General features: G+C 69.5%; 13 protein-coding genes and 1 tRNA gene. 8 read left to right on the top strand and 6 right to left on the bottom strand.

The genetic code is table 11. The features are described from left to right. Positions 1-37 precede the first annotated feature (37 nt). Positions 38-114 (top strand) — tRNA-Pro (locus RV045_RS13400). 141 nt (positions 115-255) lie between these two features. On the opposite strand, the gene RV045_RS13405 is transcribed toward RV045_RS13400, so the two are convergent. Then, on the bottom strand, positions 256-792 hold the full coding sequence (locus RV045_RS13405) for an isochorismatase family protein (protein ID WP_423236299.1): 537 nt from the start codon (positions 790-792) through the stop codon (positions 256-258). A gap of 65 nt (positions 793-857) precedes the next feature. On the opposite strand from RV045_RS13405, the gene ribD reads away from it, so the two are divergent. Genes ribD through RV045_RS13425 form a run of 4 tightly spaced genes read left to right on the top strand, consistent with a single transcriptional unit; the run spans position 858 to position 5,072 of the window. Next, positions 858-2,045: a bifunctional diaminohydroxyphosphoribosylaminopyrimidine deaminase/5-amino-6-(5-phosphoribosylamino)uracil reductase RibD gene (gene ribD / locus RV045_RS13410; RefSeq protein WP_423236300.1), complete on the top strand. Its 1,188-nt coding sequence runs from the start codon at positions 858-860 to the stop codon at positions 2,043-2,045. 8 nt (positions 2,046-2,053) lie between these two features. Next, complete coding sequence (locus RV045_RS13415; RefSeq protein WP_423236301.1) at positions 2,054-3,268, top strand: MFS transporter; 1,215 nt, start codon at positions 2,054-2,056, stop codon at positions 3,266-3,268. A 27-nt stretch (positions 3,269-3,295) separates the two neighbouring features. Beyond that, on the top strand, positions 3,296-4,162 hold the full coding sequence (locus RV045_RS13420; RefSeq protein ID WP_423236302.1) for an aldo/keto reductase: 867 nt from the start codon (positions 3,296-3,298) through the stop codon (positions 4,160-4,162). 58 nt (positions 4,163-4,220) lie between these two features. Continuing rightward, the gene (locus RV045_RS13425) at positions 4,221-5,072 is read left to right on the top strand and encodes a riboflavin synthase (RefSeq protein ID WP_423236303.1); all 852 of its coding nucleotides are present in this window, start codon (positions 4,221-4,223) and stop codon (positions 5,070-5,072) included. Positions 5,073-5,075: 3 nt separating this feature from the next. Here RV045_RS13425 and RV045_RS13430 read toward each other — a convergent pair whose 3' ends face one another. After that, positions 5,076-6,335, bottom strand: coding sequence for an MFS transporter (locus tag RV045_RS13430; protein WP_423236304.1), 1,260 nt, complete (start codon positions 6,333-6,335; stop codon positions 5,076-5,078). A 4-nt stretch (positions 6,336-6,339) separates the two neighbouring features. Beyond that, positions 6,340-7,632 (bottom strand): YbfB/YjiJ family MFS transporter, encoded by a 1,293-nt coding sequence (locus RV045_RS13435; protein WP_423236305.1) that lies wholly within the window; start codon positions 7,630-7,632, stop codon positions 6,340-6,342. Between the two features lie 148 nt (positions 7,633-7,780). On the opposite strand from RV045_RS13435, the gene RV045_RS13440 reads away from it, so the two are divergent. The 3 genes from RV045_RS13440 to RV045_RS13450 all read left to right on the top strand — a co-directional run bounded on the left by RV045_RS13440 (position 7,781) and on the right by RV045_RS13450 (position 11,486). Next, complete coding sequence (locus tag RV045_RS13440) at positions 7,781-10,048, top strand: Orn/Lys/Arg family decarboxylase (RefSeq protein WP_423236306.1); 2,268 nt, start codon at positions 7,781-7,783, stop codon at positions 10,046-10,048. Between the two features lie 61 nt (positions 10,049-10,109). Beyond that, the gene (locus RV045_RS13445) at positions 10,110-11,105 is read left to right on the top strand and encodes a glucokinase (RefSeq protein ID WP_423236307.1); all 996 of its coding nucleotides are present in this window, start codon (positions 10,110-10,112) and stop codon (positions 11,103-11,105) included. Positions 11,106-11,108: 3 nt separating this feature from the next. Then, a complete protein-coding gene (locus RV045_RS13450) occupies positions 11,109-11,486 on the top strand; it encodes a methylglyoxal synthase (protein WP_423236308.1) in 378 nt (125 codons plus the stop codon). A gap of 28 nt (positions 11,487-11,514) precedes the next feature. On the opposite strand, the gene RV045_RS13455 is transcribed toward RV045_RS13450, so the two are convergent. The 3 genes from RV045_RS13455 to RV045_RS13465 are packed head-to-tail and all read right to left on the bottom strand — an operon-like array spanning position 11,515 to position 14,455. Next, positions 11,515-12,276 (bottom strand): ABC transporter permease, encoded by a 762-nt coding sequence (locus tag RV045_RS13455; protein WP_423236309.1) that lies wholly within the window; start codon positions 12,274-12,276, stop codon positions 11,515-11,517. Then, a complete protein-coding gene (locus RV045_RS13460; protein ID WP_423236310.1) occupies positions 12,273-13,223 on the bottom strand; it encodes an ABC transporter ATP-binding protein in 951 nt (316 codons plus the stop codon). The genes RV045_RS13455 and RV045_RS13460 overlap by 4 nt, the downstream gene beginning before the upstream one ends. After that, on the bottom strand, positions 13,220-14,455 hold the full coding sequence (locus RV045_RS13465; RefSeq protein WP_423236311.1) for an ABC transporter permease: 1,236 nt from the start codon (positions 14,453-14,455) through the stop codon (positions 13,220-13,222). Before RV045_RS13465 ends, RV045_RS13460 begins: the two co-directional genes overlap by 4 nt. Positions 14,456-14,470: the final 15 nt, after the last annotated feature.

Genomic DNA, 14,470 nt, shown 5'->3' on the forward strand with positions numbered 1-14,470 from the left:
CTATTCCACATGCTGCGGGGGCTATAATGCTCAGCTTCGGGGCGTAGCGCAGCCTGGTAGCGCATCTGGTTTGGGACCAGAGGGTCGCGAGTTCGAATCCCGCCGCCCCGACCAATCAAGCCAAAAGACTCACAGATTCAGGTCTGTGGGTCTTTTTGTTTTTGAGCAGCGTCATTATCCCGGTTTGACGCGGATCAGGCGGCACGACCGGTCACCACCGCCTGATCCGGCCATCGCCAGGCTGGCCCAGCCCCATCAGCGGATCTCGGCCAGCAGCGTGCGGAACTGCGGGTGCTGGCAGTCGCGCAGCCACTCGAAAATCACCATTTCCCGCGTGACCAGGTGCACGCCGGCTTCGCGCAGCCGCTGCAATGCCGCGCTGCGGTCCTCGCTGCGGCGCGATCCGCAGGCGTCCTGCACCACCCACAGCGTCAGGCCCGGGTCTTCGCGCAGGGACAGCACGGTCTGCAGCAGACAGACGTGGGTCTCGCAGCCCGCCAGCACGATATGGCGGCGCTGCGGCTGGCGCTGCAGTTCGGGGCGCAGCTCAGCCGCCGCCGAAAACGCCATTTTGGAGAGCATCACGTCGCACAGCGCCGCCAGCGCGGGGTCGTTGGGCCCCAGGCGAGCGGGATTCTGCTCGGTGCCCAGCACCGGCACCTGCAAAAGACGCGCGGCGCGGGCCAGGCGCAGGGCGCTGTCCAGCGCGGCAGCGCCGCCGTCCATCACCGGCATCAGCCGGGTCTGGTAATCGATCAGCACAAACTGGCTGGTGGCGGCATCGATCAGCATGGGGGCTCCTGGGGCAATCAGCAGGGGTCTGCGGCCTAGAATGCCATTTTTGCGGCCCCAATGCCATGCCTGATTCCACCGACCTGCTCTCCCTGACCCACCTGCACACCGCGCTTGATCTGGCCGAGCGGGCCATCGGCCTGTCCGACCCCAACCCGCGCGTGGGCTGCGTGCTGACGGCGCCGGACGGCCGCGTGATCGGCCAGGGCCACACGCAGGCGGCGGGCGGCCCGCACGCCGAAGTCATGGCGCTGCGCGACGCCGCCCAGCACGGCGAGCCCACCGCAGGCAGCACCGCCTGGGTGACGCTGGAGCCCTGCAGCCACCACGGCCGCACCCCGCCCTGCTGCGACGCGCTGATCGCTGCCGGTTGCGCGCGCGGGGTCGCCCTGATGCGCGACCCCAATCCCCTGGTCGCCGGACAGGGCCTGGCGCGACTGCGCGCCGCCGGGCTAACGGTGCTGGCGCTGGACGAAGCCCCGGACGATGAAGCCCGTGCCCTGCTGGCGCGCGCCCACGATCTCAACATCGGCTTCTTCGCGCGCATGACGCGAGGCCGCCCCTGGCTGCGCCTGAAACTGGCCAGCTCGATGGACGGCCGCAGCGCCCTGCCCGACGGCCAAAGTCAGTGGATCACCGGCCCCGAAGCGCGGCACGACGGCCACGGCTGGCGGCGCCGCGCCAGCGCCTTGGTCACAGGCATCGGCACGGTGCTGGCCGACGACCCGACCTTCACCGTGCGCGGCTGGCCCTGCGAGCGCCCACCGCTGCGCGTGGTGCTGGACCGCCATCTGCGCACGCCGCCCACGCACCGCATCGCGCAGATCGGGAAAGCCGACCCGGCCACGCCCGGCACGCAGGTTTACGCCCACGCCGCCACGCTGGCCGATTCGGCCGGGCGCGAGCGCCAGATGCGCCTGGAGCAGCAGGGCGTCAGCGTGCTCGCCTGGCCGGGAACTCAGGCGCATGACCCGGCCAGCGCGGCACGCCTGGACGATCTGGCCGAATCCTGGTCAGAGCTGGGCTGGAACGAGGTCCACATCGAGGCCGGATCGCGTCTGGCGGGCGCCTTCTGGCAGGCCGGTCTGATCGACGAAGTGCTGCATTACCTGGCGCCCAGCTACCTGGGGCCGGGTCAGCCGGTGCTGAATCTGCCCGATTTGCCCGCATTGCCCGCCCTGCCTCTGGCCTGGCGCGTGGCACAGGCGCTGCCGCTGGGGCAGGATACGCTCCTGCGCCTGCGGCGCGTCTGAAAGATCCCATGACTGATACCGACGATTCCCCCCTGCCGGACACCGGCCCTTCCCGCGCGATCCTGCTGACCATGGCCCTGGCCACGGGCATGTCGGTGGCCGGGCTGTATTACGCCCAGCCCCTGCTGCACCAGATGGCGCTGGAATTTGGCGTCAGCACGGCCAGCGCCAGCCTGCTGGTGACGCTGTCGCAACTGGGCTATGCCGTGGGCCTGCTGCTGATCGTGCCGCTGGGCGACATGCTGGAGCGGCGCGGCCTGGTCGTCGCCATGACGCTGCTGTCGGTGCTGACGCTGCTGGCCACCGCGCTGGCGCCGCACTTTGCCGTGCTGGCGGTGGGCATCGCGCTGACCGGCATCCTCGCCGTGGTGGCGCAGGTGCTGGTCGCCTTTGCCGCCAGCCTGGCGCCCGACGCCATCCGGGGCAAAGTGGTCGGCACCATCATGACCGGGCTGATGCTGGGCATTTTGCTGGCGCGCACCGCTTCGGGCCTGATCACGGCCGCGACGGGCAGCTGGCGCAGTATTTTTGCCGTGGCGGCGCTGGGCATGCTGGGCCTCGCGGTGCTGCTGTGGCGCCTGCTGCCGCGCCGCGCGCCGCTGCACAGCAGCAGTTACGGGGGCCTGATCGCCTCGGTGCTGCGCCTGGTGCTGGGCGATCCGGTGGTGCGCAGCCGGGCGCTGATCGGATCGCTGTCCTTTGGCATGTTCGCCGCCTTCTGGACCACGCTGACCTTTTTGCTAGCCGGGCCCGCCTACGGCTACAGCGAGGGCGTGATCGGCCTGTTTGGCCTGGTCGGCGCCGCCGGGGCGCTGTCCGCCAACCTGAGCGGCCGCCTGACCGACCGCATCGCCCCGCACCGCCTGGTGCTGGGCACGCTGGGCCTGTTCACCGCGAGCTGGGCCCTGCTGGCTGCCGCCCCCATGTCGCTGACGGCGCTGGTGCTGGGGGTGATTTTTCTGGATGTGGCCGCCGCCGCCACCAACATCTGCAACCAGGGCGTCATCTATCAGCGCCCCGCCGCCGAGCGCAGCCGCCTGACGGCGGGTTACATGTGCTGCGCTTTTCTGGGTGGCGCGGTGGGCTCGGTGGCGGGCGCCTGGGCCTGGACGCACGGCGGCTGGGGCGGCGTCGTCGGCCTGGGTCTGGTCATGGGCCTGACGGCGCTGGCGGTCGCGGGCACCAGCCTGCGTCTGGTCGAAAACCGCACTGCAGCAGGATAATTTCTGGCTTTGGAGGATTGATCCGCCATGGGACTGAACACCTTTTCGCCCGTCATCGCGGGCACCATGGGCTGGGGGCGCTGGGGCAAGCGCCTGGACACGGCGCAGATGGCGCAGCGCATCCGCGCCGCCGTTGATCTGGGCATCACCACCTTCGACCACGCTGACATTTACGGTGATCACAGCACCGAGGCCGAATTCGGCGCCGCCCTGCGCGCCAGCGGTGTGCCGCGCGGCCAGGTGCAGCTGATCAGCAAATGCGGCATCCGCCTGCCCGGACCCTCCAACGCCATCAAGCATTACGACCACAGCCGCGAGCACATCGTGGCCAGCGTCGAGCGCTCGCTGCAGCACCTGGGCACCGACCACCTGGACCTGCTTTTGCTGCACCGCCCCAGCCCGCTGATGGACGCCGACGAAGTCGCCGCCACTGTGCAGGATCTGATCTGGATGGGCAAGATCCGCGCCTTTGGCGTGTCCAACTTCGCGCCCGCCACGCTGCAGCGCCTGCACGCGCGCACGCCGCTGGCGGTCAACCAGATCGAATGTTCACTGGCGCATTGCGCGCCGCTGCTGGACGGCCAGCTCGACACCCACCAGCACTTGGGCATCGCCACGCAGGCCTGGGCGCCTCTGGGCGGCCTGCTGACGCGCCAGGACGAGGCCGCAACCCGCGTGCGCACCGTGCTGAACCGCCTGGCCCCGCGCTATGGCGCTGCGCCCGAAGACCTGCTGCTGGCCTGGCTGGCGCGCCACCCGGCCGGCATCCGCCCCGTGCTGGGCACGACCGAGCCCGAGCGCCTGCGCGCCGCACTGCATGCCATGACGCTGCGCCTGGACACGCCCGACTGGTTCGAGCTGCTGCAGGCCAGTCAGGGTAACGAAGTCCCCTGAAGCGCCGCGCTTCTGAGGCCATCTTCCCTCTTCACACACTGATTTCACAGGACCCCACATGTTCACCGGCATCATCACCGCACTGGGCGACATCACCCACGCACAGCCCTTGGGCGACAGCGCACAGAACAGCGCACCCGGCAGCGGCTGGGGCCAGCGCCTGACCGTGTCCTGCCCGGCCGGGTTTCTGGACGACGTGGCGCTGGGCGACAGCATCGCGCTCAACGGCGCCTGCATGACGGTGACGCAGTTTGATGCGGCCGCACCCAGCTTCCAGGTCGAGGTCTCGGCGGAGAGCCTGTCCAAAACCACCGGCCTGGACCGCAGCGGCCCGGTCAACCTGGAAAAAGCCCTGCAGGCCCAAGACCGCATGGGCGGCCACATGGTCACCGGCCACGTCGACGGTCTGGGCCGCATCGTGGCGCTGGACCCGGTGGGCGAATCGGTGCTGATGCGCATCGCCGTCCCGCCCGAGCTGGGCCGCTACATGGCCGCCAAGGGGTCGGTCACGGTGCACGGCGTCAGCCTGACGGTGAACCGCGTCGAGGACGTGCCCGCCAGCGATCTGCCCTGCCACTTCGACATCAACCTGATCCCGCACACCTGGGCGCACACGGTGTTCCGCTTTCTGAGCGTCGGCAGCACGGTGCATATCGAAATCGATCTGATGGCGCGCTATGCCGCTCGCCTGGCGCAGACCGATCTGCCGCAGGTTCAGGGCGACGACCACGAGCCGCTCATTTACCGCCACATCAAAACCGGCCGCCTTTACGCCTGGATTGCGCAGGCCAAGAACTGCACCAATGGCGACCAGGACGGCGTGGCCATGGCGGTTTACCGCTCGGTGGACGAGGACAAAATCTTCACCCGCGTGCTGGACGAGTTCCTGACGCGGTTTGAGCCGCTCTGAAACTCAAGCCGCCTGCAGCCGCACGACCTTCTCCTCCCGGATCGGCAGGTTGATCAGTGCAGCGGCGCTGGCCAGGGCGATGTCGGCCCACCACATCAGGTGGTAGTCGCCCATGCGCTCCAGCGCCAGGCCGCCCAGCCACGCGCCCAGGAAGCCGCCGATCTGGTGGCTGAGCAGCGTCAGGCCAAATAGCGTGGCCAGGTAGCGCGGCCCAAAGAGCTTGGCAACAATCCCGGCCGTCGGCGGCACCGTCGCCAGCCAGGTCAGGCCCAGGCCTGCAGCAAACAGGTAAAACGACAGCTCGGTCTTGGGCGCGGCCAGGTAGACCAGGATCAGCCCCGCGCGCGACGCGTACATCCAGAACAGCACGAACTTGCTGCGTACGCGCTGCACCGCCCAGCCCGCCAGCAGGCTGCCAACCACATTGGCCAGGCCGATGATGGCCAGCGACCAGCTCGCCACCTGCGGCGGCAGGCCGCACAGGTGGACTTCGCCCGGAAGGTGCGTCACCAGAAACGCGATGTGAAAGCCGCAGGTGAAAAACCCGGCGTGCAGGAGCCAGTAGCTGCGGTCGCCCAGCGCCTGGCGCACGGCGGCGCGCAGGCCCATCTGCGGGGCGGCCGGGCGGGCTGCATCGGCACCCGCAGCCGCTGAAGCCGTCTGGGGCGCCTTGCGGTTGCGCAGCGGACCGATCAGCGGCAGCGCCGCCAGCGTGGCCACGGCCAGGCCCCACAGCGCGCCTGTCCAGCCGACCAGCGCGATCAGGCCCTGCGTCAGCGGCGCAAAAACAAACTGCCCGAACGAGCCCCCCGCGTTGATCACGCCCGACGCCATGCCGCGCTGGCTGGCGGGCAGCTTCTGCGCCGCAGCGCCGATCAGCACCGAGAAACTGCCCGCACCGCTGCCCGCCGCCATCAGCACACCCAGCGCAAAGGTCAGGCCCCAGGACGATTGCAGCGCGGTGGTCATCACCAGCCCCAGCGCCATCAGCAGCACACCGCCCGCCAGCACCGGCGCCGGGCCCCAGCGGTCGGCCACCGCGCCCGCCACCGGCTGCACCGCGCCCCAGACAAACTGCCCCACCGCCAGCGCGAAACTGATGCTGACAATGCCAAGGCCGGTCGCCGTGTCCAGCGGCGCGACAAACAGGCCCATGGACTGGCGCACGCCCATGGTCACCATCAGGATGGCCGCTGCGGCCAGGGTGATGTGCCACCAGGTTCGGCGGGGCAGGCTGTCTGGGGCGGGAGAAGGTGCGCTCATGGCATCAGCCTTTGGGGTTCGAAGAAGTGGCCGGCTGCGCCAGCGGTTTTTGCAGCAGGGCCAGCGCCGCGCCCGCCCACAGCGTCAGCGCCGAGAACAGCAGACCCAGGCGCAGGCCACCCGCGCCGTCCGACACCATGCCGGTCAGCGTGGGGCCGATCACCTGACCGGCCGCGAAAATCAGGGTGAAGGCGCCAATGCCCGCCATCCAGGCGCCGGGCGCCAGGTTGTGGCGCACCAGCGCCGTGGTCGAGGCCACCACCGACAGAAAAACCGCGCCAAACGCGATGCCCGACAGCAGCATCACCGGCCAGACCTGGGTCAGCACCGGCAGCAGCGTCGCCACGCCCAGCAGGGCGTTGAGCACCGCCATGGGCTGCCCGCCCTTCCAGCGGTCCAGCAGACCCGCCCACAGGCGGCCCGAACCCACCACCGCCAGCCCCAGCAGGGCGAAGAAAAAGCTGGTCTGCGCACCGCTGGCTCCTTCCTGGCGCAGCAGCGCAATCACAAACGTCATGTAGCCGATGTAGCCCATGCCAAAGCACAGATAGCCCGCCAGCGCCGGGACGAAATCGCGCCAGCGGAACACCGCCACGCGATCCAGCCCGGCCTGCTGCGCGCTCTGGCGCGGCGCCAGCGCCTGCCAGCGGCGCAGCCAGCGCACGCCCGCCCAAAGCCCAAGGCTGGCCAGCAGACAGGCCACGCCCAGCGCCGCCCAGGCCCAGCGCCAGCTGTGCGCCACGCCCTGCGCCGCCTCCAGCACCGGCGGCACCAGGCCGCTGGACAGCGCAATGCCCCAGCCCACGCCGCCATAAACCAGACCCAGCAGCAGGCCGCTGCGCGAGGGCGACAGCGCACCCAGCTGCGCGGCCAGCAGACCGCCGGTCATGAAGATGACGGCGCTGACCACGCCCGCCAGCAGGCGCTGGGCCAGCAGCAGCGGCGTGTCGGTCAGGACCGCGCCCAGCGCCATCACGGCGCTGGCCAGCAGCGCGCAGCCCAGCAGTGCCTGGTCGGCGGTGCAACGGCGCAGCAGCCGGGGCGTCAGCAGCGCACCCAGCAGATAGCCCAGCGCATTGGCGGTGTTCATGGCCCCGGCGACGGTGTAGCTCCAGCCCAGGTCGGCGCGCATGGGCGGCAGCAGCAGGCTGTAGGCGAAGCGGGTGATGCCCAGCGACACCGCCGCACCCAGCGACAGCGTCATGGCCAGCAGCACCAGCGCCGCGCCCGAGGGCGCGAAATTCGAAGCGGGCGCAACCGGCCCCTGCTGGCGATACGACTGGTCTGCGCTTGGCATGTCACCCCACATCTGTCTGAAAAAGGACCGGGCCTGTGGCCCACGCGCCATTATGGGCGGACGCAGACGCCCGGTTTTGCACCGCCCGGGGCTTCTGCCCCTACACTGCGGGTTTTCACCCATTGGCGTGCCCACGCGCCCGAAGGCCATGCAACGGTTTCACTTCCCCATCGTCATCATTGATGAAGATTTCCGCTCGGAAAACGCCTCGGGTCTGGGCATACGCGCGCTGGCCGACGCCATCGAAAAAGAAGGCATCCAGGTGCTGGGTGTGACCAGCTACGGCAACCTGTCTCACTTTGCGCAGCAGCAAAGCCGCGCCAGCGCCTTCATCCTGTCCATCGACGACGAGGAATTCAGCCCCGACGAGGACAGCGAGGCCGTGACCAACCTGCGCGGCTTCATTGAAGAGATCCGCTTCAAGAACGCCGACATCCCCATCTACGTCTACGGCGAAACGCGCACCAGCCAGCATCTGCCCAACGACATCCTGCGCGAGCTGCACGGCTTCATCCACATGTTCGAGGACACGCCCGAGTTCGTGGCGCGCCACATCATCCGCGAAGCCAAAAGCTACCTCGACGGCCTGGCGCCGCCCTTTTTCCGCGCCCTGATGCACTACGCGCAGGACGGTTCCTACAGCTGGCACTGCCCCGGACACTCGGGCGGCGTGGCCTTTCTGAAGAGCCCCGTGGGCCACATGTTCCACCAGTTCTTTGGCGAGAACATGCTGCGCGCCGACGTCTGCAACGCGGTGGAAGAGCTGGGCCAGCTGCTGGACCACACCGGCCCGGTCGCCGCGTCCGAGAAAAACGCCGCGCGCATTTTCAACGCCGACCACTGCTACTTCGTGACCAACGGCACCAGCACCAGCAACAAGATGGTCTGGCACCACACCGTGGCGCCCGACGACGTGGTGGTGGTGGACCGCAACTGCCACAAATCCATCCTGCACGCCATCATCATGACGGGAGCCATCCCTGTCTTCATGACGCCGACACGCAACCACTTCGGCATCATCGGCCCGATCCCGGCCAGCGAGTTCGCGCCCGAGACCATCAAGGCCAAAATGGCCGCCAACCCGCTGCTGGCGGGGGTGGACACCACGAAAATCACGCCGCGCATCATGACGGTGACGCAATCGACCTACGACGGCGTGCTGTACGACACCGAGTTCATCAAGGGCCAGCTCGACGGCTGGATCGACACCCTGCACTTTGACGAGGCCTGGCTGCCGCACGCGGCCTTCCACCCGTTCTATGGCAATTTCCACTCGATGGGCAAGAAGCGCGCCCGCCCGAAGCAGGCGCTGGTGTACGCCACGCAGAGCACGCACAAGCTGCTGGCCGGCATCAGCCAGGCCAGCCAGGTGCTGGTGCAGGATTCGCAGACGCGCAAGCTGGACCGCCACCTCTTCAACGAGGCCTACCTGATGCACACCAGCACCTCGCCGCAGTACGCCATCATCGCCTCGTGCGACGTGGCCGCCGCGATGATGGAGCCCCCAGGCGGCCGCGCGCTGGTCGAGGAAAGCATCAGCGAAGCGCTGGATTTCCGCCGCGCCATGCGCAAGGTCGAAGCCGCTTATGGCGAGGACTGGTGGTTCACCGTCTGGGGCCCCGAAGAGCTGCCGGGGGACGGCATCGGCCGCGCGGCCAGCTGGATGCTCAAGGCCGAGGACGACTGGCACGGCTTTGGCGCGGTGGCGCCAGGCTTCAACATGCTGGACCCGATCAAATCGACCATCGTCACCCCGGGTCTGAAGCTGTCGGGCGAGTTCGCGCCCACCGGCATCCCCGCCGCCATCGTGACCAAATTCCTGGCCGAGCACGGCGTGGTCGTCGAAAAGACGGGGCTGTACAGCTTCTTCATCATGTTCACCATCGGCATCACCAAGGGCCGCTGGAACACGCTGCTGACCGCGCTGCAGCAGTTCAAGGACGATTACGACAAGAACGCGCCGCTGTGGCGCATCCTGCCCGAGTTCGTGGCCGCCCACCCGCGCTACGAGCGCATGGGCCTGCGCGACCTGTGCCAGTCCATCCACGAGGCCTACGCGCGCGCCGACGTCGCCCGCCTGACCACCGAGATGTATCTGTCCGACCTGCGCCCGGCCATGAAGCCCAGCGAGGCCTACGCCCACATCGCGCACCGCAAGACCGATCGCGTCGAGATCGATCACCTGGAAGGCCGCATCACCACCGCGCTGCTCACGCCCTACCCACCGGGCATTCCGCTGCTGATTCCGGGCGAAGTGTTCAACCGCCGCATCGTCGATTACCTCTTCTTTGCGCGCGACTTCAACCAGCGCTTCCCGGGCTTTCACACCGACGTGCACGGCCTCGTGGCCGAAACCGAGGACGACGGCAGCACACGCTACTACGTGGACTGCGTGCGGGAAGACACCAAGGCCTGATCGCGGGGGCTGCGGCTATGATGCGGCGCATCCGTGTCAACGCTAACATGACCTCAAGACCATGACCCCGAACTTTCCCCGCCTGCTGGGCGACGTGGGCGGCACCAACGCCCGTTTTGCCTGGCAGGACAGCCCCGGCGCCTCCATCAGCCACGCCGCCATCCTGCCCGGCCAGGATTTCCCCACCTTGCTGGACGCCATCCGCCACTACCTGGCGCAGCAGCAGCTGCCCCAGCCGGCCGAGTGCTGCATCGGCATCGCCAACCCGATTCACGGCGATATCGTGCGCATGACCAATCACACCTGGGCCTTCTCGATCAGCGAGATGCAGCAGCACCTGGGGCTGCAGCGCCTGCTGGTCATCAATGATTTCACGGCGCTGGCGCTGTCCCTGCCCTCGCTGCCCGAAGCCGACCGCATCCAGATCGGCGGTACGCTGCCCAAGCCCGGCGGCGCCATCGCCCTGCTGGGCGCGGGCACGGGCCTGGGCGTTTCGGGCCTGGTGCACAGCCTGGACGGCCACTGGACGCCGCTCCAGGGCGAAGGCGGACACGTCACGCTGGCCGCCTGCGACGAGCGCGAATCCGCCGTTATCGCCCAGCTCAAGACGCGCTTTGACCACGTCTCAGCCGAGCGCGTGCTGTCGGGCTCGGGCCTGGTCAACCTGTACACCAGCCTGTGCCAGCTCGATGGCGTCACGCCACAGCCCGAGCGCAGCGCCGCCGACATCAGCGCCTGCGCAGTTGCGGCCGGGTCGGTGCTGGCCCGCCCGGACGAGCCGCACGAGCGCCTGTCCATCGAGGCCATGGATCTTTTCTGCCGCTTCCTGGGCACCACCGCGGGCAACCTGGCGCTGACGCTGGGCGCTGTGGGCGGTGTGTACATCGGTGGCGGCATCGCGCCGCGCCTGGGCGATGTCTTCACCACCTCGCGCTTTCGCGAGCGCTTCCGGGGCAAAGGCCGCTTCATCAGCTATCTGGACCCGATCCCGGTTTACCTCATCACCGCCAAATCGTCGCCCGCCCTGCTGGGCGCGGCGCAGGCGCTGGAGGGCTGAGCCATGCGCGTCGCGCTGATCGCGCACAACGGCCGCAAAGACGCCATGGTGCGTCTGGCGGGCGAGTTTTCGGCCTTTCTGTCCACCTGCACGCTGATGGCCACGGGGACCACCGGCGGTCGGCTGATCGCCGAAGTCGGCCTGGCGGTGGAATGCCTGCTCAGCGGGCCGCTGGGCGGCGATCTGCAGATCGGGGCGCGGCTGGCCGAAGGCGAGGTTGATCTGGTGATTTTCCTGCGCGATCCCATGACGCCGCAGCCGCACGAGCCCGACATCAACGCCCTGGTGCGCGCCTGCGACGTGCACGACGTGCCCTGCGCCACCAACCTGGCCAGCGCACGCCTGCTGCTGCACACCCTGGCCGAAGCCGCCGCCGTCTGAAACCCGCTGGAAACCGGCCTGAAGCCGCTTACTTGCGCCCCCGCCCCAGCCAGCGGTCCACCGCGCGCTGCAGCAGGTTGAAGGCCATATCGACCGAAATGGCCAGCAGGCCGACCAGCAGCGCGCCCTGCAGCACGTAGGCGTTGTTGAAGCCGGACAGGCCCACGATGATGGGCGTGCCCAGCGTCTGCGTGCCGACCGCCGAAGCAATTGCCGCAGTGCCGATGTTGATGGTGACCGACACGCGCACCCCCGCCAGGATGACGGGCAGCGCCATGGGCAGTTCGATCTGCGCCAGACGCTCGCCCGCGCGCATCCCCAGCCCCCGCGCGGCGTCCAGCACCGAACGCGGTACGCCATCCAGCCCGGCCATGGTGGCCTGCAGCACCGGGAAAATGCCGTACAGCGTCAGGGCCAGCAGCGCGGGCGCAAAGCCAAAACCGATCAGCGGCGCAGCCACGGCCAGCACGGCCACGGGCGGCACCGTTTGCGTCAGGGCCACCAGCGTCCCGGCCAGCGGCCGGAAGCGCTGGCCCAGCGGCCGCGTCACGGCCACGCCTATGCCCAGGCCCAGCACGACCGAAGCCCCGCTGGACGCCAGGACCAGGCCGACGTGCGCCAGCCACAGGTTCCAGAACGATTCCAGCGGGTAAACCGGCCGCACCAGCTGCGGAAACATCGCCTGAAACAGCGGCGCCAGCGCGTTCATGCCCGACAGCCCGAGGATCATCAGCAGCGTCACCGCCGTCAGCGGCCAGGCGCGGCGCAGGCCAGCCAGAGCGGTATTCATGCCGCGTGGTCCGTGCGCAGGCCCAGCACGTCCAGCGCGTGCAGCTGGCCCACGGCCTGGCCTGCCGCGTCGCACACGCGCAGCCACTCGCAACGCGAGGCCAGCAGCAGCGACAGCGCCTGGCGCAGCGTGGCGCTGTCGGCAATGTCCACGCTGTCCGGCGGCAGATCGCCCACCGGACGCATCACCGCGCTCACCGGGCGCAGCGCCAGATGGCGCAGGCCCAGGTCGTCGCGGCCCAGGAAATCGCGCACCGCGTCGCTGGCCGGCTGGCTCAGGATGTCCTGCGGCGAGCCCTGCTGCAGGATGCGCCCCTGATCCAGCAGGATCAGGTGGTCGGCCAGGAAGAGCGCCTCGTCGATGTCGTGCGTGATCAGCAGAATGGTTTTGCCCAGGCGCTGGTGCAGACGGCGCACCTCGTGCTGCAGGCTGGCGCGCGTCACTGGATCGAGCGCGCCGAAGGGCTCGTCCATCAGCAGGATTTCGGGGTCAGCCGCCATGGCGCGGGCCACGCCCACGCGCTGCTGCTGCCCGCCCGAGAGCTGGTGCGGGTGGCGGCTGCGGTACTGCGCAGGCGGCAGATCCAGCATCTCCAGCAGCTCGTCCACGCGCGCGCGGATGCGCTCGGGCGGCCAGCCCAGCAGGCGCGGCACGGTAGCGATGTTGCGCGCCACCGTCCAGTGCGGGAACAGGCCGTTGGACTGGATGGCGTACCCCATGCGGCGGCGCAGATCCTCGACCCCGAAGCTGCGGATGTCGCGGCCCTGGAAGCGAATCTCGCCGCCGTCGCGCTCCTCCAGTCGGTTGACCATTTTGAGCAGCGTCGATTTGCCCGAGCCCGAAGCGCCGATCACCACGGTGATCCGGCCTTGCTCCAGGCGCAGCGACAGATCGGGGATGACGGTGCGCCCGCTGTAGCGTTTGACGACGTGTTCGAACTCGATCATGTATTGACTCCTGACGGCGCACGCGGCGCCGCCGATCCTGGCACGCGGGCCAGGCCCTCCAGCACAGACATCAGGGCGTTGATCAGGGCGGCCAGTGCCACCACGGGCAGAACGCCCAGCAGGACCAGATCCAGCGCGCTGGCCGACAGGCCCCGGAACACCAGCGCCCCAAAGCCGCCCGCCCCGATCAGCGCGGCCACCACCGTCAGTCCCACGGCCTGCACCGCCGTCACCCGCAGCCCGGACAGCAGCACCGGCAGCGCCAGGCGCACCTGCACCTGCCAGCGCACCTGCGAGGGCGTCATGCCCATGCCGCGCGCGGCGGTCAGCACGGCGGGGGGAACCTGTTCCAGCCCCGCGACCGTGGCGCGCACCATGGGCAGCAGCGAATAAGCCACCAGCGCCAGCACCGCCGGGGCCACGCCGATGCCCTTGATGCCCAGTGTGGCCAGCAGCGGCACGGCCTGCGACAGCGCGGACAGCGGCGTCATGAGCAAACCAAACAGCGCAATCGAAGGCACTGTCTGGACCAGCCCCAGCGTACCGAGGCAGATGCGGCCAAAGCGCGGACGCGCCACCGAGCGCAGGCCCAGGCCCAGCGCCAGCGGCGCGGTCAGCCCCAGCGTCAGCGCCAGCAGGCCCAGATGCTCGCCCAGCGCCGTGCCCAGCAGGGCGGCGTTGACGCGGTATTCCTGCCACAGCGACAGCCGATCCATCGGGCCCCAGACAACCACCGCCGCCAGCGGCAGCCACAGAACAATCGCGCCTGCGGTGGGCAGCAGCTCCGCCCAGCGGCCGGGCCGCGGGCCCTGCGCCTGCAGCGTGCGCAGCGCCTGCGCGCCATACAGCCACAGCAGCAGCAATAGCCCCCAGAATCCGCCCGCCAGTACCACGCGGCCGCTGCCGCGCTCCGCCCACAGCGACGCCGCATAGCGGCCCGCCAGCGCGGCCAGCAGCGCCATCGCCACGGCAGACAGCAGCAAGCCGAGCAGCGCCCCCCAGCGGCCCTCACCGCCACGCCAGGCCAGCAGCCCCAGAACGATCAGCGCCAGCGTCAGCAGGGCGAAAAACCCTCCCACGCCCGGCGTGCCCGCCAGCTGCGCCAGCGGCACACCCGCCGGAGTCAGGATGCGGTTGGGCGACACGCCCAGCACCGGCCAGACCGCCGGGCACAGCGCCATCAGCACCCAGAGCAGCATCAGCACCGGGTGAACCCCGGGGCGCGTCGTCACCGCTACAGCCTTCAC

The sequence above is a fragment of the Amphibiibacter pelophylacis genome (genome assembly GCF_037688875.1).
Classification (GTDB): domain Bacteria; phylum Pseudomonadota; class Gammaproteobacteria; order Burkholderiales; family Burkholderiaceae_C; genus Amphibiibacter; species Amphibiibacter pelophylacis.

Coding starts and splice junctions, on each gene's coding strand:
- RV045_RS13405 (WP_423236299.1), bottom strand. CDS start 792: ATGCTGATCGATGCCGCCACCAGCCAGTTTGTGCTGATCGATTACCAG.
- ribD (WP_423236300.1), top strand. CDS start 858: ATGCCTGATTCCACCGACCTGCTCTCCCTGACCCACCTGCACACCGCG.
- RV045_RS13415 (WP_423236301.1), top strand. CDS start 2,054: ATGACTGATACCGACGATTCCCCCCTGCCGGACACCGGCCCTTCCCGC.
- RV045_RS13420 (WP_423236302.1), top strand. CDS start 3,296: ATGGGACTGAACACCTTTTCGCCCGTCATCGCGGGCACCATGGGCTGG.
- RV045_RS13425 (WP_423236303.1), top strand. CDS start 4,221: ATGTTCACCGGCATCATCACCGCACTGGGCGACATCACCCACGCACAG.
- RV045_RS13430 (WP_423236304.1), bottom strand. CDS start 6,335: ATGAGCGCACCTTCTCCCGCCCCAGACAGCCTGCCCCGCCGAACCTGG.
- RV045_RS13435 (WP_423236305.1), bottom strand. CDS start 7,632: ATGCCAAGCGCAGACCAGTCGTATCGCCAGCAGGGGCCGGTTGCGCCC.
- RV045_RS13440 (WP_423236306.1), top strand. CDS start 7,781: ATGCAACGGTTTCACTTCCCCATCGTCATCATTGATGAAGATTTCCGC.
- RV045_RS13445 (WP_423236307.1), top strand. CDS start 10,110: ATGACCCCGAACTTTCCCCGCCTGCTGGGCGACGTGGGCGGCACCAAC.
- RV045_RS13450 (WP_423236308.1), top strand. CDS start 11,109: ATGCGCGTCGCGCTGATCGCGCACAACGGCCGCAAAGACGCCATGGTG.
- RV045_RS13455 (WP_423236309.1), bottom strand. CDS start 12,276: ATGAATACCGCTCTGGCTGGCCTGCGCCGCGCCTGGCCGCTGACGGCG.
- RV045_RS13460 (WP_423236310.1), bottom strand. CDS start 13,223: ATGATCGAGTTCGAACACGTCGTCAAACGCTACAGCGGGCGCACCGTC.